Below are 22,307 nucleotides of genomic sequence, written 5' to 3'. Positions count from 1 at the left end.
TGGGGAGGACGAGCATGGGGTTCAAGAAGCTGCTGGCGAGCATGGGAGCCGGGGGCGCGTCGGTGGAGACGGTGCTCTTCGAGGAGAACGTCGTCCCGGGCGGAGTCGCGCAGGGTGAGGTGCGCATCGAGGGCGGGAAGGTGGCGCAGGACATCCAGGGGCTGTCCGTCGGGCTGCAGGCGGTCGTCGAGGTGCAGACCAACGACGGGGAACAGCGGCAGAACATCGAGTTCACCAGGCTGCAGGTGGGTGGCGCGTTCCAGGTGCAGCCGGGGGCCACGCACACCGTGCCGTTCGGCTTGGAGATTCCGTGGGAGACGCCGATCACCACGTTCCTCGGGACGCATCTGAAGGGGATGAGCGTCGGGGTGACGACGGAGCTGGCGATCGCCCGTGCGGTGGACTCCGGTGACCTGGACCCGGTGAATGTGCACCCGCTGCCGGCGCAGCAGGCGATTCTTGATGCGTTCGGCCGGCTCGGATTCCGGTTCAAGTCCGCCGATCTGGAGAAGGGGCACATCCGGGGGACGCGGCAGAAGCTGCCGTTCTACCAGGAGATCGAGTTCTACGCGCCGCAGCAGTACCGCGGGCTGAACCAGGTCGAGCTGTCGTTCATCGCCGATGGCCACGAGATGGACGTGGTGCTGGAGATGGACAAGAAGCCGGGTCTGTTCACCGGGGGCTCGGACTCGTACCGGCAGTTCACGATCGGCCTCGACGACTTCGAGGGCACCGACTGGGCTGCGTATCTCAACCAGTGGCTGGCGGAGGTCGGCGGTAAGCGGAACTGGCTCTAACCTGGCCGGAACAGTGTCAGCAAGCGACCAGGAGGTGTCGAAGTGTCCGAGCTGAAGCGGCGACCGCTCCCGCACGATTTCCATCCGCCGGTGCCGGAGTTCACGGTGGTGAGCGAGGATGTGCCGTCCGGCGGGACGCTGGGGGCGGCCCAGGTCTACTCCGAGGGGAACACCTCGCCGCATCTTCGGTGGGAGGGCGCCCCCGAGGAGACACGGAGCTACGCCGTGAGCTGCTACGACCCGGACGCGCCGACCGGCAGTGGTTTCTGGCACTGGTCGCTGTTCGACATCCCGGCGTCGGTGACGGAGTTGCCGGCCGGCGCCGGGTCCGGTGACATGAAGGGGCTGCCCGAGGGTGCCGTGCATGTCCGTAACGACTACGGGACGCGGGATTTCGGTGGCGCGGCGCCGCCGCCCGGGGACGGTCCGCACCGTTATGTCTTCACCGTGTACGCGGTGGACCAGGAGAAGCTCGGTCCTGACGGCGATGCGTCGCCCGCGGTGGTGGGCTTCAATCTGCGGTTCCACACGATCGGGCGGGCTCAGCTGATCGCCGAGTACGAGGTGCCCGCCGAGGGCTGAGCGCCCGTAATTCCGTTGCGCCCCGGCGCTTCTGGCACGCAGAGTGGTATCCGGCTGACGGGCTGCGAAGCCGTCGGGCAGCTGGTACCGCAGTGGTGGGAGCGGCGGGGCGCAGGTGTGTCGTCCCGCTCCCCCGTTGGCTCGAGGGCACCCCACCCGGAGCCCGGATTCGTGCCGGGTGTCCGCGTCGGCTGCCGTTCGCTCCGGGTCCCGTGTGTTGCACGGGGGCGGGATCCGGAGCGCACCCGTTTCCGATGCGCGAGGCGCCCTCACGGTCCGGCGCTCACCTCACCTCTTCTTCGCCTTGCGCTCACTCTCCATTTCCCTTGTGGCATACGGAAATTGCGTTGTCCGGGAAATACCTGCCACTGCACAGTGGAGCCACTTCGCCACGGGGGCGAACGGGGTCCGGGAGGTGGTCGGGATGCGCGAGACGCTGGTTCTGAACGCGAGCTTCGAGCCGCTGTCGACGGTGTCGCTGCGGCGTGCGGTGGTGCTGGTCATGCAGGACAAGGCCGTGGTCGAGCACGCGCACCCGGGGCTGCGCATCCGTGCCGCATCGGTGGATGTGCCGGTGCCCCGGGTGATCAGGCTCAGCAGATACGTACGGGTGCCGTTCCGAAGACGGGCGGCATGGACGCGGCGGGGCGTGCTGGCGCGTGACCAGCACCGTTGTGCGTACTGCGGCCGGCGGGCGACGACCGTGGACCATGTCGTACCGCGCTCGCACGGCGGTGGGGACACCTGGCTGAATACCGTCGCCTCCTGCACCGAGGACAATCACCGTAAAGCGGACCGGACACCCGAGCAGGCGGGGATGCGGCTGCTGCGGCGGCCGTTCGAGCCGACGCCGGCGGATGCGATGGTCTCGGCACTCGGGGTGTCCGTACGGGAGGAGCTCCCGGCGTGGCTGGCGGCGCTGCCGGCCTGAACGCGTACCGCGCCCGTCGCGCAACGCGCCTTATCTGACGATGAGTTGGGCGATGGCCGCGAGGCCGACGGCGACGATGACGGTACGCAGCACGGTGGGCGGCAGACGTCTGCCCACCGTCGCGCCGATCTGGCCGCCGAGGGCCGAGCCGACAGCGATGAGGAGGACGGCGCTCCAGTCGAATTCCGCGACGAAGAGGAAGAAGATCGCGGCGACGCCGTTGGTGAGGGCGGCGAGGACGTTCTTGAGGGCGTTGACGCGCTGGAGGTCCTCGTGGAGCAGCAGGCCCATCAGGGAGAGGTAGAGGATGCCCTGGGCGGCGCCGAAGTAGCCGCCGTATGTGCTGGCCAGCAGGAGGCCGGTGAGCAGGGCGATGCCGCCGTCGCGATGGGCCGTGGTGCCGTTCCGCTCGTGGCGGGCGCGGAGCGCGGCGGAAAGCCGGGGCTGTGCGACGACGAGCACCAGGGCCAGGCCGATCAGGACGGGTACGACCGTGTCGAAGGCCCTGGGGGGCAGGGCGAGCAGCAGAATCGCGCCGGCCAGGCCGCCGAGGAGGGCGATGGCGCCGAAGCGCAGGACGCGGCGGTGCTGGCCGCCGAGTTCGCGGCGGTAGCCGATGGCGCCGCTGATCGAGCCGGGCACCAGGCCGAGGCTGTTGGAGACGTTGGCCGTGACGGGCGGCAGGCCGACGGCCAGCAGCACGGGGAAGGTGATCAGCGTTCCGGAGCCGACGACGGTGTTGATGGTGCCGGCGCCGATGCCGGCGGTGAAGACTGCGACGGATTCCCAGATGGACAAGGCCATCTCCTCACATGGTCAGGGTGTGCCTCCCCGCCATGAAGGTCGAGGGGCCACCACTGATCATGCACGAGGGGTGCGGGCGTCAGTCGATCGGGGGCGCTTCGCGGTTCGGCGTGCTGGGCTTGGGGATGCCGCCGCCAGCGGGAGTGAAGTTGCCGATGGCGCCGCCGAGGCCCTTGAGGGCGTCGCCGATCTCGCTGGGCACGATCCAGAGCTTGTTGGCGTCGCCTTCGGCGATCTTCGGGAGCATCTGGAGGTACTGGTAGGAGAGCAGCTTCTGGTCCGGGTCTCCGGCGTGGATGGACTCGAAGACCACCCGGATCGCCTGGGCCTCGCCCTCGGCGCGCAGTGCGGCGGCCTTGGCCTCACCTTCGGCGCGCAGGATCGAGGACTGCTTCTCACCTTCGGCGGTGAGGATCTGGGACTGCCGGACACCTTCGGCCTGCAGGATGGCGGCGCGCTTGTCCCGGTCGGCGCGCATCTGCTTCTCCATCGAGTCCTGGATGGAGGTCGGCGGCTCGATCGCCTTGAGCTCGACACGGTTGACGCGGATGCCCCACTTGCCGGTGGCCTCGTCCAGGACGCCGCGCAGCGCCGCGTTGATCTCCTCGCGGGAGGTCAGGGTCCGTTCCAGGTCCATGCCGCCGATGATGTTCCGGAGGGTGGTGACGGTGAGCTGCTCGATGGCCTGGATGTAGCTGGCGACCTCGTACGTCGCGGCGCGCGCGTCCGTCACCTGGTAGTAGATGACGGTGTCGATGTTCACGACGAGGTTGTCCTGGGTGATCACCGGCTGCGGCGGGAACGGCACGACCTGCTCGCGGAGGTCCACGCGGTTGCGGATGGAGTCGATGAACGGGACGACGATGTTCAGGCCGGCGTTGAGGGTGCGGGTGTAGCGGCCGAAGCGTTCCACGATGGCGGCGCTGGCCTGTGGAATGACCTGGATCGTTTTGATGAGTGCGATGAACACGAGCACCACCAGGATGATCAGGACGATGATGATCGGTTCCACAGCGGCTCCCGTGCCCTTCGTTGCGTCCGTGCCGGCCGCGGTCGACCGGCTCTACAGGTTGATCAGTCTTCCAGAGTCGTGACGCGTCGCGTAGTGCGTTCGGGTCAGATGACGACCGCGGTGGCGCCTTCGATCTCGACGACGTCGACCCGCTGGCCCGGTTCGTAGACCTGGCCGGAGTCGAGGGCGCGCGCGGACCAGACCTCGCCGGCGAGTTTGATCCGGCCGCCGTCGGCGTCGACCCGTTCCAGGACCGTGGCGCTCTTGCCCTTGAGCGCGTCGACTCCCGATGACAGGTGCGGGCCCTGGCCGCGGTGGCGCTTGGCGATCGGGCGTACCACGGTGATCAGCGCGACCGATACGGCGGCGAACACGAGGAATTGGAGGACGGTGCCGCCACCGGCTCCTGCGGTGACGGCACCGGCGACGGCGCCGACCGCGAGCATCCCGAATTCGGGCATCGCGGTCACGACGAGAGGAATACCCAGCCCTACGGCGGCGATCAGCCACCACACCCATGGATCCACGGGTTCATGGTAGGTCCGCGGGGGTGGCCCGGGACAGGGTGCGATCGGTCAGCCGTGTCAGGTCAGCGGCAGGCCCTGGGCGGACCAGCGGTCGCCGTTGCGCTCGACGATCAGCGGCAGGCCGAAGCAGTGGGAGAGGTTGCTGGAGGTCAGTTCGAGGTCGAGCGGGCCGGCGGCCAGCACTTTGCCCTGGCGGATCATCAGGACATGGGTGAAGCCCGGCGCGATCTCCTCGACATGGTGGGTGACCATGATCATCGAGGGTGCGTACGGGTCGCGGGCGAGGCGGCCGAGGCGGCGCACCAGGTCCTCGCGGCCGCCGAGGTCGAGGCCCGCGGCCGGCTCGTCGAGGAGGAGCAGTTCGGGGTCGGTCATCATCGCGCGGGCGATCAGGGTGCGCTTGCGCTCGCCCTCGGAGAGGGTGCCGAACTTCCGGTCGAGGTAGGCGGTCATGCCGAGGCGGTCGAGGAAGGCGCGGGCGCGCTGCTCGTCGACCTCGTCGTAGTGCTCCTGCCAGTGCGCGGTCATGCCGTACGCGGCGGTGAGCACGGTCTGCAGGACGGTCTGGCCGCGGGGCAGCTTGTCGGCGAGCGCGATGCCGGCGACGCCGATGCGCGGGCGGAGGTCGAAGACATCGACCTTGCCGAGCCGCTCGCCGAGGATCGTGGCCTCGCCGGTGGTCGGGAAGAGATAGCTGGACGCGACGTTCAGGAGGGTGGTCTTGCCGGCGCCGTTGGGGCCGAGGATCACCCAGCGCTCCCCCTCCTTCACCGACCAGGAAACCTGCTCCACCAGAGCCCGTCCTTCGCGGACCACGGATACGTCCACCAGCTCCAGTACATCGCTCATGAGCGCGTTGTCTCCCATTGCATCTCGGCGTCGCGTGCGCCTGCCGGCGCATCCCCCCAGCAAACCTACGCCACTCGGTGTCGGTGCCGTTCCCTAGGCTGGGGAGCATGCTCGATGAACCTCGTTCAGGACGGCTGGCGTCGTGGGGAAATGCCCTATTGGCCGGACTTGTCTCACCTGATGAAGCCGCGCACCGTATCGCGGACGATGATGCGGTGCACCGCGTGGCCGATCTGCCCGGGGAGGAGGCACCGGTCGGGCTGACACTCGCGCTGGGGCGTCTGCGGGCGCTGGGGGCGGTCGGTCTGCGGGTGGCGCTGCCGGCGCCGGGGCATCCGCTGGGGCTGAGCGGCCCGCCCGAATTCAACGCGCGGGCGCTGGAGGCCGAGGAGGCGGTGCTGGCCGCGGGGGCCGGTGTGGGACTGGTTCCGGAGATATACGAGGCCGGGCCGGAGGGCGGCAGCGGTCCCGATGTGCATGTGGAGGTGGTCTGGCACTGCCTTCCGGTGCGGGACGCGCCGCCGGCCGATGTGCCGTCGCTGGGCGAGGCGGAGCGGGAGCTGGCGGAGGCGCTGCGGGACGCGACGGAGGTGCTCTCGAAGCTGGATGTGGCCGGGGCCGGTCCGGTTGCGGAGGCGGCCCTGGAGGTGTACCGGGCGCGGGCGGAGGCCGGCCGGCAGGTGCTGGCTCCCGGCTATCCGCCGCGTGCCGTGCGGGTGTTGGAGCTGGCGCAGCGGGTGGGCGCGCTCATCGACATCGCGCTGGAGGGCGGCGATGAGCACGGCGGTGCGGTGAGCGCGTCGGAGATCGCGGCGCGGGCCGAAGCGCTGCGTCCGGTGGAGCGTACGGCCCGGCGGGCGCAGGTGGCGGCGTACAACTCCGCGGTGGAGGAACGGGAGCGTCGCCGGGGATGACGAGGTGCCGACGGGGGAAGGCCCCGCCGAACCGCAGTACGGTCGGCGGGGCCTTGGGAGGGGATATGCGGTCCCGGCGTTCCCCTCTCGGTGAACAGCCCTGGTCACAGGGGGCTGTTCGGTCTTGCGCCGGACAACCTCAGCCGTTCGAGCTGATGTTGTCGAAGGCGGGGTTGAGGGCGCCGATGACGTTGGCGCTGTTGCCGGTGGCGTTCACGGGGACGTGCACCGGGGCCTGCGCGTTGTTGCCGGAGCCGACGCCCGGCGACATCACAGCATTGCCGTTGGCGCCATCGTGAGCGAAGGCTGACCCGGCGGCGGCGCCGAGGGCCAGACCGGCACCGGCAACGACGAGGGCGGTCTTCTTTACGGTGTTCATGGTGTGAGTGTGAGTTCCTTACGCGGCGACACAGGCCGCAGATGACAGTGGTCCGGCGCCTCAGTAGTTGCTGCTGACGTTGCCGCCGGTGGGGTTGAGCAGGCCGACGATGTTGACGCTGTTGCCGGTGGTGTTCACGGGGGTGTGCACCGGGATCTGCACGTTGTTGCCGGAGCCGACGCCCGAGGAGGCCACGGCCTGCCCCTCCGCGCCGCCCTGGGTGTAGTTGGCGCACTTCTGACCGCCGGTGGGGTTGAGCAGACCGACGCCGTTGACGGTGTTCCCACAGGCGTTCGTGGAGGCGTCCACCGGGGCCTGCACGTTGTTGCCGGAAAGGACGCCCGCGGAGCCCGCCGCCTGGCCGCTGGCCAGCGGGGCGTCGGCCGCCGCGACGCCGGCACCCGCGAGGGCGAGACCGCCCGCCGCCATCGTGATGGCCGCTGCGCGCTTGATGTTCTTCACTTCTCTTGCTCCTCATTGCCGTTGCCGTGACCAGCCGCCACGACTGCCCTGGACAACGGCCCGGCGCGAAGAGGGATACGCCAAACGGACTACAGCTACACGACAGTATGAATCTCTGATCGGAAGTCGACGTTCGGCTTGACGCATTGTCGTACAGGACGATCGTCGGGCCCCGATCAGGCCCCGATTCCGTGCCGTACGGCCCACAGCGCGGCCTGCGTCCGGTCGGCGAGGTCCAGCTTCATGAGGATGTTGGAGACATGCGTCTTGACGGTCTTCTCGGAGAGCACCAGCGCGCGGGCGATCTCGCGGTTGGAGCGGCCGTCCGCGATCAGCCCGAGGACCTCGCGCTCCCGCTCGGTGAGTGAAGTGCCGCGCCCCTGGCCGTTGTTGCCCTCCTCCTGAGACAGCAGGGCACCGGCGACCTCGGGCTGGAGCAGGACATGCCCCGCGTGCACGGAGCGGATGGCGCCGGCCAGCGCGTCCGGGTCGACGTCCTTGTAGACATAGCCCGCCGCTCCCGCGCGCAGGGCCGGGACGACGGTGCGCTGTTCGGTGAAGCTGGTGACGACCAACACCCGTGCGGGGTTGGCCAGTTCGCGGAGCTTGCGCAGGGCCTCGATGCCGTCCATGCCGGGCATCTTGACGTCCATCAGGACGACGTCCGGGCGCAGCTGTTCGGCGGCGCCGACGCCCTCGGCGCCGTCGGACGCCTCCCCCACCACCTCGATGTCGTCCTGGACCTCCAGGAACGTCCGCAGCCCCCGGCGTACGACCTGGTGGTCGTCCACCAGCAGTACGCGGATCGGGTCGCTGTCAGCCACCGGGCACCTCCATCTCGACAGCGGTGCCCTGGCCGGGCTCCGACTCCACGGTGAGCTTTCCGCCGACGCCGCCGGCCCGGTCCCGCATCGAGACCAGGCCGAGGTGCCGGCCGGCCCGGCGGACGGCTCCCGGGTCGAAGCCGCGGCCGTCGTCGGCGACGCGCAGCCGTGCTCCCTGGCCGTTCCGGGCAAGGGTCACCTCGACGTGCTCGGCACCGGAGTGCCGCAGGGCGTTGTGCAGCGCCTCCTGCGCGACCCGGAGCATCGCCTCCTCCTGGGCGGCGGGAAGCGCCCGTACGCCCTGGGCGGCGAAGGTGACGCGTGCGGTGTGGGCGCGGTCCAGGACCTGGGTCTGGGAGCGGAGAGTGGCGATCAGGCCGTCCTCGTCGAGGGCCGCGGGCCGCAACTCGACGACGGCGGCGCGCAGTTCGTCGGCTGCCTCCGCGGCCAGCGCGGCGACCTGGTGGAGCTCGCCCTTGGCGCGGGCCGGGTCGCGGTCGACCAGTGCGGTGGCGGCCTGGGCGGTCAGCCGGAGCGAGAACAGCTTCTGGGAGACCGCGTCGTGCAGTTCGTGGGCGAGCCGGGCGCGCTCCTCCGCGATGGTGAGTTCGCGGCTGCGCTCGTAGAGGCGGGCGTTGGTCAGGGCGATGGCGGCGTGCTGGGCGAGTATGCCGAGCAGCCGTTCGTCGTCCTCGGTGAAGCCGCAGCGGCCGTCCCGCTTGGGGCAGCGCTTGTTGGCCAGGAAGAGGGCGCCGAGGATTTCGTCGCCGTCGGCGACCGGCAGGCCGAGGAAGTCGGACATGTCCGGGTGGGCCTCGGGCCAGCCGCCGAAGCGGGGGTCCTTGCGGACGTCGGCGAGGCGCTCCGGGGTGGCGTTGTGCAGCATGGCGGCGAGGATGCCGTGCTGACGGGGCAGCGGGCCGATGGCCTTCCACTGCTCGCCGCTGACGCCGTCCACCACGAACTGGGCGAAGCCGCCGTGATCGTCCGGCACGCCCAGCGCGGCGTACTCGGCGTCCAGCAGCTCGCGGGCCGAGGCGACGATCGTCTTGAGGACGTCGCGCACCTCAAGATGCCTGCTCATCGCCAGGATCGCGGTGCTCACCGCGGGGATCCCGGCGCTCGGTCCCTTGGTCATGGCTTCACCGTACCGGCGGGGTGACCGGCCCGTATCGGTCCACCGGCGTCCCCCGCCTACGTCCCCGGGCCTAGGCCGAACGCCCTGTCGCGCTGCTGATGAGGGCGGCCAGGCGGACGGGGGGCGCGGCGGTGGGCAGCGTCTCGTGTGGCGTGAATTCGGGGATCCGCATCGCGTACTGCCGTCCCGAGTTCCAGACTCGGTGCATGTCGCACTCAACGAAGAGGTGGACCCCCACCCATGGCGCCCCCTACCGCCCGATGCCGTACCGGCCCGCCCGGATGCCCGCCGACGAGTCGCTGGTCCGCGCCGCCGAGCTGCGCGAGCGGATGGCCCAGCGGCGCACGGTCCGGCAGTTCGCCGCCGATCCGGTGCCGGAGCAGGTGGTGAAGGACGCGATCGCCTGCGCGGCCACCGCGCCGTCCGGGGCGCATCAGCAGCCGTGGACGTTCGTACTGGTCAAAGATCCGGCGGTGCGCGGCAGGATCCGGGCGGCGGCGGAGGCGGAGGAGCGCGTCTCCTATGAGGGGCGACTGGGCGAGGAGTGGCTGGCGGCGCTGCGGCCGCTGGGCACGGACGAGGTCAAGCCGCACCTGACGGACGCGCCGCAGCTGATCGTCGTCTTCCAGCAGCGACACTGGCTGGGCGAGGACGGCAGCAAGCGCAAGCACTACTACGTGGACGAGTCGGTGGGTATCGCGGTCGGCATGCTGCTGTCCGCGCTGCATCTGTCGGGGCTGGCGGCGCTGGTGCACACGCCGAGTCCGATGCGGTTCCTACAGGAGGTGCTGGGGCGGCCCGCCAATGAGAAAGCTTTCGCGGTAATTCCGGTGGGATATCCGGCACCTAATTGCGAAGTGCCCGATTTGACCAGAAAATCTCTCGACCAGGTATTGGTTGAAATCTGACCTCTACGGGTTGTGCATTTGCAATTACAGCTGGCGAGATAAACCTCTGCCCAATGTGACGCCGCGCATAGGACCTACGTCACTTACGACCCGCGTTAGTGGGCCGTTAAGAACGGCGTGAGCTGGGAAGTTCCCACCCCGGACGCAATTCCCGGCCACCCGGTTCCACTAACCCGGATCGTATTTCGCTCCTTTGCCCGGTGATTTTTCGGCCGCTAAGAATGGCCCCGTCGCTCGGCGCCGCGGAAAGAACCCGGCGTTCAACGCCACCCGAGGCCCTTGCGACGGTTCCCCATTGGAAGAGGTCGACCTGCCATGCCTAAACACGCTCTTCTCGGCTATAACCGCCTAAATCGGACTCATAAGCTTTCCATCGCAGGTGTCGCCACAGCCGGCGCCGCCGCTCTGGTCTTCTCTGTCGTCCCGGGTGCTGACGCCGAGCAGCGCAAGGCAGCGACCGCCCCCAAGAACGTGCAGCCGCTCGCCTTCAGCGCGGTCGGCACCGCCGCGAAGGCACAGCAGGCCACGATCGGCCAGCAGGCCGAGGGCTCCGCCGCGAAGGGCCGGGCCGAGGCCGCCGCCAAGAAGAAGGCCGAGGCCAAGGCGAAGGCCATCGCCGCCGCGAAGGCCAAGGCCGAGAAGGAGCGCAAGGCGAAGGAGGCCGCGAGCCGGTCCGCCAAGCGCGCCGCCCTCCCGACATCGAAGCCGGCCGCCAAGAAGACGTATCCGAACAATCTGGACGGCTGGATCCGGGAAGCGCTGGACGTCATGGACAAGCACGACATCCCCGGCTCGTACGACGGCATCTACCGCAACATCATGCGGGAGTCGTCCGGCAACCCGAAGGCGATCAACCTCTGGGACATCAACGCACAGAACGGCATCCCGTCCAAGGGCCTGCTGCAGGTCATCGACCCGACCTTCAAGCAGTACCACGTGGACGGCACGTCCTGGGACCCGTACGACCCGGTCGCCAACATCACCGCGGCCTGCCACTACGCGCAGCACCGCTACGGCTCGATGGACAACGTCAACTCGGCCTACTGAGCCTTGGGCCGGACCGCGTCCGCACACACCGCCGAGGGGCGGCACCCGGTTTCGGCGGTTTCGGGTGCCGCCCCTCGGCGGTGTCATTCCGGTGGCCCGCGCTACTTGCGCATGACCTCCGGCTCGTGGCGGCGCAGCAGCCGCGCGACGACGAAGGCGAGCGCGACGCCCAGGCTGATCAGGATGATCATGTCCATCACGTACACACCGGTCTGGTGCTTCCACAGCGGGTCCGGGTTGCCCGGCTCCCACGGCAGCAGCGTGTTCATATCGGCGGTCGCGCCCATCGCGCCGATGGCCCAGCGCGACGGCATCAGCCAGGCGAACTGGGCGACGCCCGGGGTGTCGAAGAGCTGGAAGAGCACGCCGGTGAAGACGACCTGGACGATGGCGAACATGACCAGCAGCGGCATGGTCTTCTCGGCGGTTTTGACCAGCGAGGAGATGATCAGGCCGAACATCATCGAGGTGAAGCCCAGCGCGATGATCGACAGCGCCATCTCGATGGCCGGGAGGTTCTCCACGATGAGGCCCTCGGCGGGCATGTTCCGGAAGGAGAATCCGATCGCCGCGATGATCAGGCCCTGGAAGGCCGTGACGACGCCGAGCACGATCACCTTGGACATCAGATACGCCGACCGCGACAGGCCGGTGGCCCGTTCGCGCTCGTAGATGACCCGCTCCTTGATCAGCTCACGGACCGAGTTGGCCGCACCCGAGAAGCACATACCGACCGCGAGGATCAGCATGATCGTGCTCGCGTCGCGGTTGGTCCGGCCCTTCTTCAGCGGTCCGTACGCGAAGCCGAAATCGCTGGGGATCAGCATCGAGACCACACCGAGCACGGCGGGCAGGATCAGCATCAGGCCCAGGAAGCCCCGGTCGGAGGCGAGCACGGACACATAGCGCCGCATCAGCGTCCACAGCTGCGAGCCCCAGCTCTGGGACTTCTGCATCCGGGCCGGCGGCGGCTCGACCGACACCGACTGCGGGGCGACGGCGTCGATGTCCGCGGCGTACAGCTGGTAGTGCGGGGAACCGCGCCAGCGGCCCATCCAGTCGTAGTCGCGGTAGTTCTCGAAGGCCGAGAAGACATCCGCCCAGGTGTCGTACTGGAAGAAGTTCAGCGCGTCCTCGGGCGGACCGAAGTAGGCCACGCCACCGCCCGGCGCCATCACCAACAGCTTGTCGCAGAGGCTGAGTTCGGCGACGGAGTGGGTGACGACTAGGACCGTACGGCCGTCGTCCGCGAGGCCGCGCAGCAGCTGCATGACATCGCGGTCCATGCCCGGGTCGAGGCCGGAGGTCGGCTCGTCCAGGAAGATCAGCGACGGCTTGGTCAGCAGCTCCAGGGCCACCGACACCCGCTTGCGCTGGCCGCCGGAGAGCGAGGTGACCTTCTTGTCCTTGTGGATGTCGAGCTTGAGCTCGCGCAGCACCTCGTCGATGCGGGCCTCGCGCTCGGACTCCGCGGTGTCGCCGGGGAAGCGGAGCTTGGCGGCGTACTTGAGGGCCTTGGAGACGGTCAGTTCCTTGTGCAGAATGTCGTCCTGCGGGACCAGACCGATGCGCTGCCGCAGCTCGGCGAACTGCTTGTAGAGGTTCCGGTTGTCGTAGAGGACATCGCCCTGGTTGGCGGGGCGGTAGCCGGTCAGCGCCTTGAGCAGCGTCGACTTACCGGATCCGGACGGGCCGATGACGGCGATCAGCGACTTCTCCGGGACGCCGAAGGAGACGTCCTTGAGGATCTGCTTGCCGCCGTCGACGGTGACCGTGAGGTGGCGGGCCGAGAAGGAGACCTCGCCGGTGTCGACGAACTCCTCCAGGCGGTCGCCGACCAGCCGGAACGTGGAGTGACCCACGCCGATGATGTCGTTCGGGCCGATCGGGGCCGTACCGGACTTGGGGACCGGCTGGCCGTTGACGTAGGTGCCGTTGTGGCTGCCGAGGTCGCGGATCTCGAAGCGGCCGTCGGGCGTGGCCCGGAACTCGGCGTGGTGACGGGAGACCTGGAGGTCGGAGACGACCAGCTCGTTCTCCAGCGCGCGGCCTATCCGCATCACCCGGCCCGCGTCGAGACGGTGGAACGTGGTGGGGCTGCGGTCGCCGCCCTGGGGCGGCGCGGCCTGCTGGTGAGGCTGCTGGGCCTGCTGCGGCTGCTGGGGCGGGATGTACGGCGGCTGCCGGCCCTGCGGCGGCGCCTGCCAGCCTTGCTGGGCGCCGGGCTGCTGCTGGGCGGGCGGTGCCTGCCAGCCCTGCTGCTGCGGTGCCATCGCGGGCTGCGCGTGGTAGGCGTCGGCGGCCGGCGCACCGGCGGCCGACAGGCTCACCCGGGGACCGTCGGTGGCATTGCCGAGGTGCACGACCGAGCCGGGGGCGATCTCCATCTGGTGGATCCGCTGGCCCTGGACGTACGTACCGTTGGTACTGCCGTGATCTTCGATGATCCAGCCGCGGCCGGCCCACCGCACGGTGGCGTGCCGCCAGGAGACCCTGGCATCGTCGAGCACCATGTCGCCCTGCGGATCGCGTCCCACGTTGTACGACCGGGACGGGTCGAGCGTCCAGGTTCTTCCGTTCAATTCCAGTACGAGTTCAGGCACTCCACGCCCCATTACATAGTCCCCCGAGTGACGCCCTGTATGGGAAGTCTAGGGATGGCGAACATCGTGAGGAACTATTTCAGGCTTGGCCCTCCGACCGGAAACCGGGACGGTGTTGGGCTGCGAGGTCTCCCGTCGGCGCCCGTCAAACGTCCCTGGAGAGCAGGAAGACACACCGATCCGGAGGGATCGGATGATTGCGGAGGTTCCGGGCGACGGGGCGTCCGGGGCCGCTTCCGACGGGGGACCTGGCATGCCCATACAAACACACGTTCCCCTCCGCCCGCCCGCGCCCACACCCTCCGTCCTGCCCGCTCTGAACTGGGGCTCTCCTTCGACGGAAGGGACACTGCGGGCCGGTGGACGCCGTCCGGCGAAGCCGTGATCTCCGGTGCACGGGGTGAATCGGCCGAAAATCGGCATTGACATCCACGCCGACGGGAGTGCGGCTACACCGGCAAGCCGGCATCCGGGCCGCCCTTCCGCTCCTGTACGGCAGACGGGCGGGCAGCCTCGGCGTACCCGAACCCACCACGGAGGCAGGGGCATTGGAGATTCGCATGGTCCGCCCTGATCGGCGGCCTTGACGCGTCCGGACACGACTCCATAACGATCGGCGGTGGACGGTGGAGCGGCCGCCCGCGTGCCGGGCTCGCGAGGGGGCGGAGGCGAGCACATACTGACGGGAGGAGGCGCCGGTCCGCAGCAGGGACGGGCGGCACGAGGCGCCGGTCCGAAGCACGGACACCTGTACGGCCGTCCGCGCCGGACGGTTACCGTAAGGGCACCATGAGCGCATCGCAGATCCCACCTGCCACCGCCGTACCGGGCGACGATGTACCGACCCTTCTCGTGAAGATCTTCGGGAAGGACCGGCCCGGCATCACCGCGGGTCTTTTCGACACCCTCGCCGCCTACTCCGTCGATGTCGTGGACATCGAACAGGTCGTGACCCGGGGGCGCATCACACTGTGCGCGCTGGTCACCGCCCCCTCCCCCCGCCATGGCACCTCCGGCTCCTCCGAGGGTGACCTGCGGGCCACCGTGCACAGCTGGGCCGAGTCGCTGAACCTTCAGGCGGAGATCATCTCCGGCCTGGGGGACAACCGTCCGCGCGGCAGTGGACGCTCCCATGTCACGGTGCTGGGGCACCCGCTCACCGCCGAGTCGACCGCTGCCATAGCAGCCGCCATAACGGGCACCGGCGGCAATATCGACCGGATTTTCCGGCTTGCGAAGTATCCGGTGACTGCGGTCGAGTTCGCGGTCTCCGGTACAGCCACGGACACCCTGCGGACGGCGCTGGCGCTTGAGGCGGCCAAGCTCGGGGTGGATGTGGCGGTCGTCGCGGCCGGGCTGCAGCGCCGGGCCCAGCGGCTGGTCGTGATGGATGTCGACTCCACGCTCATCCAGGACGAGGTCATCGAGCTGTTCGCGGCGCACGCCGGCTGTGAGGCCGAGGTCGCCGAGGTGACCGCCGCCGCGATGCGCGGCGAGCTGGACTTCGAGCAGTCGCTGCACGCCCGGGTCGAGCTGCTCGCGGGGCTGGACGCGTCCGTGGTGGACGCCGTACGCAAGGAGGTACGGCTCACCCCCGGGGCGCGCACCCTGGTGCGGACCCTCAAGCGGCTCGGCTACCAAGTCGGCGTCGTATCGGGCGGTTTCACCCAGGTCACCGATGCGCTCAAGGACGAGCTGGGGCTGGACTTCGCCTCCGCCAACACGCTGGAGATCGACGACGGCAAGCTCACCGGCAAGGTGACCGGGAACATCGTGGACCGGGCGGGCAAGGCCCGGCTGCTGCGCGACTTCGCGCACGAGGCAGGGGTGCCGCTCGATCAGACCGTCGCGATCGGGGACGGTGCCAACGATCTCGACATGCTCAACACGGCGGGTCTCGGCGTCGCGTTCAACGCCAAGCCGGTGGTGCGCGAGGCGGCGCACACGGCGGTGAATGTGCCGTTCCTGGACACGGTGCTGTATCTGCTGGGCGTCACGCGGGAAGAGGTCGAGGCGGCGGACACGCACGAGCGCTGAGGGGCCCGGCCACGGGGCGAGCGCTGCGGCGTGCGGGTGGCGCTGGCGCAGCGTGCGGTGAGCAGTACCGGGGCGGCGTGCGGGTGGCGCGTGCGCCGTCGCGGTGAGTGGTGAGCGGTGCTGTGGCGGCGTGCGGCGCGCGCTGACATCACCGCTCACCGCACGCAGCGCCGGCGCACGCTCGCCGCACGCCTCAAAGGAGCGCTTTCCGCTCACGCTCACCCCGGTAGCAAGCGAGCGGCGAGCGGTGCGCGTGCTGGTGCCGTTGCTCGGCGAGCGCCGGCGCCGACGCTGTGCGTGGCTAGCGGTGCGGCCGACGCTGCGTACGGCGAAGGCTCTGGCCGAGGCTCCAGCGGCAAGCGGTCCGGCCACTGCGTACGGCGAAGGCCGCGGGTCGGCGATCCATGCGGCAAGCCGCCGCGGCCGGCGCTACGTGCTGGGAGCGACGAAAGGGCCCCGGCCGATGCCTGGGCCCTCTTCGCCGCCTGCGGATGCGTACTCCCCGTCTGCAGGTGCGTGCGCGAACGGCGAGCGGGCGGCTCTCCGCTGCAGCGTCGGCGGCGATGGCGGTAGCGGTGTCGGTGGACGCGGCGGCTCAGCCGTGCGGCGTCCAGTACGCGACCAGCCGGCCGACGCCGTGCTCGACCGACTTCCAGGAACCGTTGAATGTCAGCACCGCCAGCGATGCGGTCGGAAAGCCGCTGCGGTTCATCCGCGGGAGCAGATCATCATCAGCCTCACCCGCCAGCGCGTCGGCCAGGGCGTGCATCCCTGGGTTGTGTCCGACGAGCAGCAGGTCGTCGATGTCATCGGAGGTTTCGTTCAGGAGCGCGAGGAGCTCGCCGAGCGAGGCTTCGTAGAGCCGCTCGTCGTAGACCGTCTTGGGCCGATGGGCGAGCTCGTGGACGAAGAGCTTCCAGGTCTCGCGGGTCCTGAGTGACGTCGAGCAGAGGGTCAGATCGGGGTTGATCCCGGCTGCGGCCAGCCAGCGGCCGGCGACCGGGGCCTCCTGTCGGCCGCGTTCGGCGAGCGGGCGCTCATGGTCGCTCTCCTGCGACCAGTCGGCCTTTGCATGTCGGAGAAGGACAATCCGGCGTGGTGTATCGACGCTCATGCGTCCCAGCTTCGCACGAAAGGCGGCGCGCGGCGCGGGGTGTTGAGGCGCTCCCCCCTGCCGGGTGACAAGCGGGCGAGGGAGATCATCAAGAACCCGCGCCGACCATCCCGGCCAGGAACTCCAGCAACGGCGCGAGCCGCTGGGAGGCCCTCACCGCGCTCGCCTCGGCAGGGCTCGATATGAGCACCAGCAGAACGGCGAAGGAGAGCACCGGCAGGGCCAGCGCCCACCACGGCAGCCTCGACCGCTGACTCCGGCGCTTCGGAGCGGACAACCGGCTGAACGCGGCGGACATGGGGATCGCCTCCGTGGCGGATCGAAGCACTGTGCACGGCCGCGGTCTGCGGCGCGCCCACCGCGGCGGTGCGGTGTACTTCGAAGCTACGGATCTCCGGCGGCGGTTCCTATCCGGGAAGCCCCCTACTTAACCCTGAGACTCCCCCTAGGGGATGGTGGGGTTTGCCCTACCTCGCCGCGGCACGGTCACGGCGCGGCGATACTCGCGATGATCGCGACGACGACGGTCACCCCGAGCATGGCGCCCAGGACGAGGAGCAGCTTCTTCTGGCCACCCTGCGGATTCGGTTCGAGCACTGGCATGCGCCCAGTGTCGCACCCGGGCTCCGCCGCCCGTGCCCGGGTCCTGGGAGGCCCTGAGGGGCTTGGAGGCCCGGAAGCCCGGAGCCCGGGGGCCTGGCGCCTTGGGGCGGCGCCGGCCCAGGTCCGGGGCCGGGTCGGGCCGGGGCCGGGTCGGGCCGGGGCCGGGAAGCCCGGCGTGGACGTGGGGCGTACCGGCCGGGGTTCCCGCTTTTCGTCCTGGACGCGCAACCCCCCGAGGCGGAAACCTCCCCACTACACCCGCCACCCCCCGAAGGGGGGTGGGCGGCGGGGAAAAACAGAAACCCGAGAATCGGCAGCGGAGAAGAACACACCCAAGGGCGGGCGGCGGGAAGAACAAACCCGCAGGTAGGCGGCCGGATCAGCAACCGCGGGCGGACGGCGGGAAGAACAAACCCACGGGTAGGCAGCGGGCACAAGAACCCACGGGTAGGCAGCGAGTCCATACGGAGCAGCGCCCCCTCCTCTGCACCCCTCCGCCCCCTGCTCCTCACGCCCCTCCTCGCCCCTCCTCCTCAATCCTCCGGTCCCTCCCCGCCAGCACCCCCACCACGATCTGCGGCACCATCAGCCCCGCCATCAGTGCGATCGGCGCGCCCCAGCCGCCGCTGTGCTGGTAGAGCGTGCCGACCAGCAGCGGGCCCGGGATGGAGAGCAGATAGCCCACGCTCTGCGCGAAGGCCGAGAGCTTGACCACGCCGGCGGAGCTGGACGAGCGCATTCCGATCATGGTCAGGGCCAGCGGGAAGGCGCAGTTGGAGATGCCCATCAGCAGCGCCCAGGCCCAGGCGCCGACAGCCGGGGCGAGCCAGAGTCCGGTGTAGCCGGCGAGACCGCACAGGCCGAGCGCCACCACGAGCGGTCCCTGGTGCCGCATGTGGGAGGCCACCCGCGGCAGGACGAACGAGAGCGGCACGCCCATCGCCATCGTCACGGCGAGCAGTACGCCCGCGGTGCCGGCCGAGACCCCGGCGTCCCGGAAGATCTGCGGCATCCAGCCCATCGTGATGTACGCACCGGTCGCCTGCAGCCCGAAGAAGACCGCCAGCGCCCAGGCGGTCGGCGACGAGGTGATCCGTACCGGGGGTGCCACGGCGGGCGCTTCACCGCCGGTGGCCGGTCCCGCGGCGGACCCGCGCCGCTGTGCGACCGCCAGCCACGGCAGGACGGCGACGGCGGCGAGCACCGCCCACACGGCGAGCCCGCTCCGCCAACCGCCACCCAGCGCGGCGGTCATGGGAACGGTGACCGCCGCGGCGAGCGAGGTCCCCAGGGCCAGCGCCATGGAGTACAGGCCGGTCATCGAGCCGACCCGGTCCGGGAACCAGGTCTTGATGACGACGGGCATCAGGACGTTGCTGACCGCGATTCCCGCCAGGGCAAGCGCGCTGGCCGCGAGAAAACCACCGGTCCCGCCGGCGAACGGCCGTACCGCGACGCCCACGGCTATCGCGGCCATCCCCGCGCAGACGATCGTGCCGGGGCCCCAGCGCTTCGCCAGCCGGGGTGCCGCGATGCCGAAGGCGGCGAAGCACAGGGCCGGTACGGAGGTGAGCAGCCCGGCGACGGTCCCGCTCATGCCGAGGCCGTCGCGGACCTCCTCCAGGAGTGCGCCGAGGCTGGTGATGGCGGGACGGAGATTGAGCGCGGCGAGGACGAGACCGGCGATGACGAGCCGCCGCAGCCACCGGGCGGCGTTCCCGGCACCCGGAGGCTCTGGGGTCCGGTTTCCTCGGGAGCCGGCTGCGGGTGTCCGAGTCCCCCCGGGATCCGGTTGCGGCTGTCCGAGGCCGTCGGACGGTGAGGCGGTGGGGGTCAGGGGCTCGGCCGCGGGGCCGAGGGTCGCGAGGTCTTCGTCTGCCATAGGCGCCATCATAGAATCATGGGATGAATCTCCGTCCAGTCGTCAAGCCCGGAGCTCGGCCATGCCTCTGACCTCCCCCCGCCGGTCCGCGCTCGCCGACCAGGTGATCGCGCAACTGCGCGCCCAGATCACCTCCGGCGAGTGGCCCGTGGGCTCCCGCATCCCGACCGAGCCGGCGCTCGTCGAGCAGCTCGGGGTGGCCCGTAACACCGTCCGCGAGGCCGTCCGGGCGCTTGCCCACAACGGGCTGCTCGACATCCGGCAGGGCTCGGGCACCTACGTGGTCGCGACCAGTGAGCTGGCGGGGGTGATGAACCGCCGGTTCGCGGACTCCGAACCCCGGCATGTCGCCGAGCTGCGCAGCACCCTGGAAGCGTCGGCCGCCCGGCTCGCCGCGCAGCGTCGTACGGATCATGACCTGCGGCAGATCGACGCGCTGCTGGAGCGCCGCGAGAGTGCGTGGGCATCGGGCGATGCCGTGGCCTTCGTGGAGGCGGACGCGACCTTGCACATGGCGATCGTGGCGGCCTCGCACAATGACGTCCTGGCCGAGATCTACGCCGACCTCGGGGGCGTACTGCGCGACTTCCTGCGGGCCGATGTCGGCGAGGTGCTGCGGCCCGAGGCGCACATGGACCATGCCCGCCTCGTGGAGGCGATCCGCACGGGCGACGGCGCACGGGCCGCGGCCGAGGCGAGCGCGCACCCCTTCGGCTGCCGCCTCACCCTCCGGGAACATCGCTGACCCAGAGGTCGGCGATCTCCTGCCAGCAGCGGCCGGCGAGGGTGATGTGCTGGGCGGGGCCGACGACCATGCCACGGGTGTCCACGTCCGGGTCGTACCAGCGCTTGCACTCTATGTGCAGCTGCACCTTGCTGTTGTTGCCGTTGGGGTTGAAGCAGCTGGCGGTGCCGGTGCTGCCGACGACTTTGGTGCGGCACTGGGGGTGTGGCAGCTCCTGCGGATCGTCGGACGCGGCAGGCGGTACGGCCTGCACGGCCGGCGCGGTGGCCCCCAGGAAGGCGGCCAGAGTGATCGTCAGGGCTGCCGTACGGCGTCGGGATATGGGCACGCCGGTACCTCCTCCCCACGATGGGCCGGGAGGGTCCCGGACACCTCATCCAGTGTGTGGTGAGGCCCGCCGGTTCTCGACTCGAAAACGCGTTCTGCCCGCCCCGGCGGACCGGGACGGGCAGTACGGATGCGGGATCGGCGTCAGGCGCCCATCATGTGCACACCGCCGTCGACATGCACGATCTCACCGGTCGTCCGCGGGAAGAAGTCGGACAGCATGCCGACGACACCACGGCCGGCCGGCTCCGGGTCGGCCAGGTCCCAGCCGATCGGGGCGCGGTGGTTCCACACGTCCGCCAGCTCCTCGAAGCCGGGGATGGACTTGGCCGCCATCGACTTGATCGGGCCCGCCGACACCAGGTTGCAGCGGATGCCCTGGGAGCCGAGGTCGCGCGCCAGGTAGCGGTTGGTGGACTCCAGCGCCGCCTTCGCCACGCCCATCCAGTCGTACTTCGGCCAGGCCATCTGGGCGTCGAAGGTGAGGCCGACGATCGCGCCGCCGTGCCGCATCAGCGGCAGGCAGGCCGTGGTCAGCGACTTGTACGAGTACGCCGAGACCTGCACTGCGGTCGACACGTCCTCCCACGACGCCTCCAGGAAGTTGAAGGCGCCCTGCGGGCCGAAGGCGATGGAGTGCACGATGCCGTCGAGGCGGGCGTCCTCGCCCTGGTGCTCGCGGATCTTGTCGGCGAGACCGTCCAGGTGCTCCTGGTTGGTCACGTCCAGCTCGATGACCGGGGCTTCCTTGGGGAGCCGCTTGGCGATCCGCTCGACGAGGGAGAGCCGGCCGTAGCCGGTGAGGATCACCTCGGCGCCCTCGTTCTGGGCGACCTTGGCCGCCTGAAACGCGATCGACGCCTCGGTCAGGACACCCGTGACGAGGATGCGCTTGCCTGCAAGGATTCCACTCATGCTGATCAGTGACCCATACCCAATCCGCCGTCGACGGGAATGACGGCTCCGGTGATGTACGCGGCCTCGTCGGAGGCCAGGAAGCGAACCGAGGAAGCGATCTCCTCGGGCTGCGCATAGCGTGCGAGCGGCACCTGCTTGACGATGCCCTCCCGCTGCTCGTCGGAGAGCACACGGGTCATGTCGGTGTCGACGAAGCCGGGTGCGACCACGTTGACGGTGATGTTACGGCTGCCCAGCTCCCGGGCGAGCGAGCGGGCGAAGCCCACCAGACCGGCCTTGGAGGCGGCGTAGTTCGCCTGGCCCGGGGCGCCCATCAGGCCGACCACGGACGAGATCAGCACGACGCGTCCCTTACGGGCCCGCAGCATCGCGCGGTTGGCGCGCTTGACCACCCGGAAGGTGCCGGTGAGGTTGGTCTCCAGGACCGAGGTGAAGTCCTCCTCGGACATCCGCATCAGCAACTGGTCGCGGGTGACACCGGCGTTGGCCACCAGCACCTCGACCGGGCCCTGCTTCTCCTCGATCTCCTTGTACGCCTGCTCGACCTGTTCGGTGTCCGTGATATCGCATCTCACGGCCAAAAACCCCGCGGGCGGTTCGCCCGAGCGGTAGGTGATGGCGACCTTGTCGCCTGCCTCGGCGAAGGCTCGGGCAATGGCGAGGCCGATGCCGCGGTTGCCTCCAGTGACCAGAACCGAGCGGCTCAAGAGATCACCCTTTCCGTTTCCTGTCCGTCGTACTGCGTTCGATACGAAACTATCGGTCACGCGGCCCGGAAGAGGAATCGAGGCCGGACAGGCGCGCGCGTCGCGCACTGTGGGGTCCCCACAGAAATCCCGCCGGGTGCTGCTTATCCGCGCTGTCCGGGACGTGGCGGACGCACCGCGCCCCGCACCGCATGCCG

Annotated in this window: 25 protein-coding genes; 8 read left to right on the top strand and 17 right to left on the bottom strand. The window is 69.9% G+C overall.

The window, feature by feature from the left end; genetic code table 11:
- The first annotated feature begins 14 nt into the window (after positions 1 to 14).
- From K9S39_RS33820 to K9S39_RS33810, 3 genes are all read left to right on the top strand, one after another.
- Positions 15 to 797 carry a sporulation protein gene (locus tag K9S39_RS33820; protein WP_248867127.1) on the top strand — a complete coding sequence of 261 codons (783 nt, stop codon included), beginning with the start codon at positions 15 to 17 and terminating at the stop codon, positions 795 to 797.
- Positions 798 to 839: 42 nt separating this feature from the next.
- The gene (locus K9S39_RS33815) at positions 840 to 1,379 is read left to right on the top strand and encodes a YbhB/YbcL family Raf kinase inhibitor-like protein (RefSeq protein ID WP_248867126.1); all 540 of its coding nucleotides are present in this window, start codon (positions 840 to 842) and stop codon (positions 1,377 to 1,379) included.
- A 424-nt stretch (positions 1,380 to 1,803) separates the two neighbouring features.
- On the top strand, positions 1,804 to 2,310 hold the full coding sequence (locus tag K9S39_RS33810) for an HNH endonuclease (protein ID WP_248867125.1): 507 nt from the start codon (positions 1,804 to 1,806) through the stop codon (positions 2,308 to 2,310).
- 30 nt (positions 2,311 to 2,340) lie between these two features.
- Here the strand turns inward: K9S39_RS33810 and K9S39_RS33805 are convergent, their stop codons facing one another.
- The 4 genes from K9S39_RS33805 to K9S39_RS33790 all read right to left on the bottom strand — a co-directional run bounded on the left by K9S39_RS33805 (position 2,341) and on the right by K9S39_RS33790 (position 5,502).
- Positions 2,341 to 3,108: a sulfite exporter TauE/SafE family protein gene (locus tag K9S39_RS33805; protein ID WP_248867124.1), complete on the bottom strand. Its 768-nt coding sequence runs from the start codon at positions 3,106 to 3,108 to the stop codon at positions 2,341 to 2,343.
- An 85-nt stretch (positions 3,109 to 3,193) separates the two neighbouring features.
- Positions 3,194 to 4,126, bottom strand: a complete 933-nt coding sequence (locus tag K9S39_RS33800) for an SPFH domain-containing protein (RefSeq protein WP_248867123.1) — start codon at positions 4,124 to 4,126, stop codon at positions 3,194 to 3,196.
- A gap of 104 nt (positions 4,127 to 4,230) precedes the next feature.
- The gene (locus K9S39_RS33795; RefSeq protein ID WP_248869078.1) at positions 4,231 to 4,641 is read right to left on the bottom strand and encodes an NfeD family protein; all 411 of its coding nucleotides are present in this window, start codon (positions 4,639 to 4,641) and stop codon (positions 4,231 to 4,233) included.
- Positions 4,642 to 4,710: 69 nt separating this feature from the next.
- Positions 4,711 to 5,502 carry an ABC transporter ATP-binding protein gene (locus K9S39_RS33790; protein ID WP_248867122.1) on the bottom strand — a complete coding sequence of 264 codons (792 nt, stop codon included), beginning with the start codon at positions 5,500 to 5,502 and terminating at the stop codon, positions 4,711 to 4,713.
- Between the two features lie 107 nt (positions 5,503 to 5,609).
- Here K9S39_RS33790 and K9S39_RS33785 point away from each other — a divergent pair, with 107 nt between their 5' ends.
- Entirely contained in the window at positions 5,610 to 6,416 is an 807-nt protein-coding gene (locus K9S39_RS33785; protein ID WP_248867121.1) for a hypothetical protein, read from the top strand.
- A 139-nt stretch (positions 6,417 to 6,555) separates the two neighbouring features.
- Here K9S39_RS33785 and K9S39_RS33780 read toward each other — a convergent pair whose 3' ends face one another.
- From K9S39_RS33780 to K9S39_RS33760, 5 genes are all read right to left on the bottom strand, one after another.
- Positions 6,556 to 6,795, bottom strand: coding sequence for a chaplin (locus tag K9S39_RS33780; protein WP_248867120.1), 240 nt, complete (start codon positions 6,793 to 6,795; stop codon positions 6,556 to 6,558).
- Positions 6,796 to 6,855: 60 nt separating this feature from the next.
- Complete coding sequence (locus tag K9S39_RS33775) at positions 6,856 to 7,257, bottom strand: chaplin (RefSeq protein WP_248867119.1); 402 nt, start codon at positions 7,255 to 7,257, stop codon at positions 6,856 to 6,858.
- 176 nt (positions 7,258 to 7,433) lie between these two features.
- The gene (locus K9S39_RS33770; protein ID WP_248867118.1) at positions 7,434 to 8,081 is read right to left on the bottom strand and encodes a response regulator; all 648 of its coding nucleotides are present in this window, start codon (positions 8,079 to 8,081) and stop codon (positions 7,434 to 7,436) included.
- Positions 8,074 to 9,219: a GAF domain-containing sensor histidine kinase gene (locus K9S39_RS33765; RefSeq protein ID WP_248867117.1), complete on the bottom strand. Its 1,146-nt coding sequence runs from the start codon at positions 9,217 to 9,219 to the stop codon at positions 8,074 to 8,076. The genes K9S39_RS33770 and K9S39_RS33765 overlap by 8 nt, the downstream gene beginning before the upstream one ends.
- Positions 9,220 to 9,289: 70 nt before the next feature.
- Complete coding sequence (locus K9S39_RS33760; RefSeq protein WP_248867116.1) at positions 9,290 to 9,427, bottom strand: hypothetical protein; 138 nt, start codon at positions 9,425 to 9,427, stop codon at positions 9,290 to 9,292.
- Between the two features lie 52 nt (positions 9,428 to 9,479).
- Between K9S39_RS33760 and K9S39_RS33755 the strand changes: the two genes are divergently transcribed.
- The gene (locus K9S39_RS33755; RefSeq protein WP_406708181.1) at positions 9,480 to 10,127 is read left to right on the top strand and encodes a nitroreductase family protein; all 648 of its coding nucleotides are present in this window, start codon (positions 9,480 to 9,482) and stop codon (positions 10,125 to 10,127) included.
- A gap of 315 nt (positions 10,128 to 10,442) precedes the next feature.
- On the top strand, positions 10,443 to 11,174 hold the full coding sequence (locus tag K9S39_RS33750) for a transglycosylase SLT domain-containing protein (protein ID WP_248867114.1): 732 nt from the start codon (positions 10,443 to 10,445) through the stop codon (positions 11,172 to 11,174).
- A gap of 101 nt (positions 11,175 to 11,275) precedes the next feature.
- Here K9S39_RS33750 and K9S39_RS33745 read toward each other — a convergent pair whose 3' ends face one another.
- Positions 11,276 to 13,789: an ABC transporter ATP-binding protein/permease gene (locus tag K9S39_RS33745; RefSeq protein WP_248867113.1), complete on the bottom strand. Its 2,514-nt coding sequence runs from the start codon at positions 13,787 to 13,789 to the stop codon at positions 11,276 to 11,278.
- A gap of 777 nt (positions 13,790 to 14,566) precedes the next feature.
- On the opposite strand from K9S39_RS33745, the gene serB reads away from it, so the two are divergent.
- Complete coding sequence (serB, locus tag K9S39_RS33740; protein WP_248867112.1) at positions 14,567 to 15,814, top strand: phosphoserine phosphatase SerB; 1,248 nt, start codon at positions 14,567 to 14,569, stop codon at positions 15,812 to 15,814.
- 595 nt (positions 15,815 to 16,409) lie between these two features.
- Here the strand turns inward: serB and K9S39_RS33735 are convergent.
- The 4 genes from K9S39_RS33735 to K9S39_RS33725 form a co-directional block, all read right to left on the bottom strand.
- Positions 16,410 to 16,928 (bottom strand): SixA phosphatase family protein, encoded by a 519-nt coding sequence (locus tag K9S39_RS33735; RefSeq protein ID WP_248867111.1) that lies wholly within the window; start codon positions 16,926 to 16,928, stop codon positions 16,410 to 16,412.
- An 88-nt stretch (positions 16,929 to 17,016) separates the two neighbouring features.
- Positions 17,017 to 17,226, bottom strand: a complete 210-nt coding sequence (locus tag K9S39_RS33730) for a hypothetical protein (protein ID WP_248867110.1) — start codon at positions 17,224 to 17,226, stop codon at positions 17,017 to 17,019.
- A gap of 188 nt (positions 17,227 to 17,414) precedes the next feature.
- Positions 17,415 to 17,531 carry an SGM_5486 family transporter-associated protein gene (locus K9S39_RS42210; protein WP_283113144.1) on the bottom strand — a complete coding sequence of 39 codons (117 nt, stop codon included), beginning with the start codon at positions 17,529 to 17,531 and terminating at the stop codon, positions 17,415 to 17,417.
- Positions 17,532 to 18,039: 508 nt separating this feature from the next.
- Positions 18,040 to 19,413, bottom strand: a complete 1,374-nt coding sequence (locus K9S39_RS33725; protein ID WP_248867109.1) for a CynX/NimT family MFS transporter — start codon at positions 19,411 to 19,413, stop codon at positions 18,040 to 18,042.
- Between the two features lie 61 nt (positions 19,414 to 19,474).
- Here K9S39_RS33725 and K9S39_RS33720 point away from each other — a divergent pair, with 61 nt between their 5' ends.
- The gene (locus K9S39_RS33720) at positions 19,475 to 20,158 is read left to right on the top strand and encodes a FadR/GntR family transcriptional regulator (protein WP_248867108.1); all 684 of its coding nucleotides are present in this window, start codon (positions 19,475 to 19,477) and stop codon (positions 20,156 to 20,158) included.
- Here K9S39_RS33720 and K9S39_RS33715 read toward each other — a convergent pair.
- The 3 genes from K9S39_RS33715 to fabG form a co-directional block, all read right to left on the bottom strand.
- On the bottom strand, positions 20,136 to 20,486 hold the full coding sequence (locus tag K9S39_RS33715; RefSeq protein WP_248867107.1) for a hypothetical protein: 351 nt from the start codon (positions 20,484 to 20,486) through the stop codon (positions 20,136 to 20,138). The two genes, K9S39_RS33720 and K9S39_RS33715, sit on opposite strands and share 23 nt — an antisense overlap.
- Before the next feature lie 143 nt (positions 20,487 to 20,629).
- Positions 20,630 to 21,400, bottom strand: a complete 771-nt coding sequence (gene fabI, locus K9S39_RS33710) for an enoyl-ACP reductase FabI (protein ID WP_248867106.1) — start codon at positions 21,398 to 21,400, stop codon at positions 20,630 to 20,632.
- A 5-nt stretch (positions 21,401 to 21,405) separates the two neighbouring features.
- Positions 21,406 to 22,110 carry a 3-oxoacyl-[acyl-carrier-protein] reductase gene (gene fabG, locus K9S39_RS33705; protein WP_248867105.1) on the bottom strand — a complete coding sequence of 235 codons (705 nt, stop codon included), beginning with the start codon at positions 22,108 to 22,110 and terminating at the stop codon, positions 21,406 to 21,408.
- Positions 22,111 to 22,307 lie beyond the last annotated feature (197 nt).

This window comes from Streptomyces halobius, from assembly GCF_023277745.1.
GTDB lineage: Bacteria > Actinomycetota > Actinomycetes > Streptomycetales > Streptomycetaceae > Streptomyces > Streptomyces halobius.
The sequence above is the reverse complement of the archived record's forward strand: the minus strand, read 5'-3'. Positions and strand labels throughout refer to the sequence as shown.

What these genes read in the sequence shown, in the direction of transcription:
- K9S39_RS33820 (WP_248867127.1), top strand. Translation starts at nt 15, where the DNA reads ATGGGGTTCAAGAAGCTGCTGGCGAGCATGGGAGCCGGGGGCGCGTCG.
- K9S39_RS33810 (WP_248867125.1), top strand. Translation starts at nt 1,804, where the DNA reads ATGCGCGAGACGCTGGTTCTGAACGCGAGCTTCGAGCCGCTGTCGACG.
- K9S39_RS33790 (WP_248867122.1), bottom strand. Translation starts at nt 5,502, where the DNA reads ATGAGCGATGTACTGGAGCTGGTGGACGTATCCGTGGTCCGCGAAGGA.
- K9S39_RS33785 (WP_248867121.1), top strand. Translation starts at nt 5,610, where the DNA reads ATGCTCGATGAACCTCGTTCAGGACGGCTGGCGTCGTGGGGAAATGCC.
- K9S39_RS33780 (WP_248867120.1), bottom strand. Translation starts at nt 6,795, where the DNA reads ATGAACACCGTAAAGAAGACCGCCCTCGTCGTTGCCGGTGCCGGTCTG.
- K9S39_RS33765 (WP_248867117.1), bottom strand. Translation starts at nt 9,219, where the DNA reads ATGACCAAGGGACCGAGCGCCGGGATCCCCGCGGTGAGCACCGCGATC.
- K9S39_RS33760 (WP_248867116.1), bottom strand. Translation starts at nt 9,427, where the DNA reads ATGCACCGAGTCTGGAACTCGGGACGGCAGTACGCGATGCGGATCCCC.
- K9S39_RS33755 (WP_406708181.1), top strand. Translation starts at nt 9,480, where the DNA reads ATGCCGTACCGGCCCGCCCGGATGCCCGCCGACGAGTCGCTGGTCCGC.
- K9S39_RS33750 (WP_248867114.1), top strand. Translation starts at nt 10,443, where the DNA reads ATGCCTAAACACGCTCTTCTCGGCTATAACCGCCTAAATCGGACTCAT.
- K9S39_RS33745 (WP_248867113.1), bottom strand. Translation starts at nt 13,789, where the DNA reads ATGGGGCGTGGAGTGCCTGAACTCGTACTGGAATTGAACGGAAGAACC.
- serB (WP_248867112.1), top strand. Translation starts at nt 14,567, where the DNA reads ATGAGCGCATCGCAGATCCCACCTGCCACCGCCGTACCGGGCGACGAT.
- K9S39_RS33735 (WP_248867111.1), bottom strand. Translation starts at nt 16,928, where the DNA reads ATGAGCGTCGATACACCACGCCGGATTGTCCTTCTCCGACATGCAAAG.
- K9S39_RS33730 (WP_248867110.1), bottom strand. Translation starts at nt 17,226, where the DNA reads ATGTCCGCCGCGTTCAGCCGGTTGTCCGCTCCGAAGCGCCGGAGTCAG.
- K9S39_RS42210 (WP_283113144.1), bottom strand. Translation starts at nt 17,531, where the DNA reads ATGCCAGTGCTCGAACCGAATCCGCAGGGTGGCCAGAAGAAGCTGCTC.
- K9S39_RS33725 (WP_248867109.1), bottom strand. Translation starts at nt 19,413, where the DNA reads ATGGCAGACGAAGACCTCGCGACCCTCGGCCCCGCGGCCGAGCCCCTG.
- K9S39_RS33720 (WP_248867108.1), top strand. Translation starts at nt 19,475, where the DNA reads ATGCCTCTGACCTCCCCCCGCCGGTCCGCGCTCGCCGACCAGGTGATC.
- fabI (WP_248867106.1), bottom strand. Translation starts at nt 21,400, where the DNA reads ATGAGTGGAATCCTTGCAGGCAAGCGCATCCTCGTCACGGGTGTCCTG.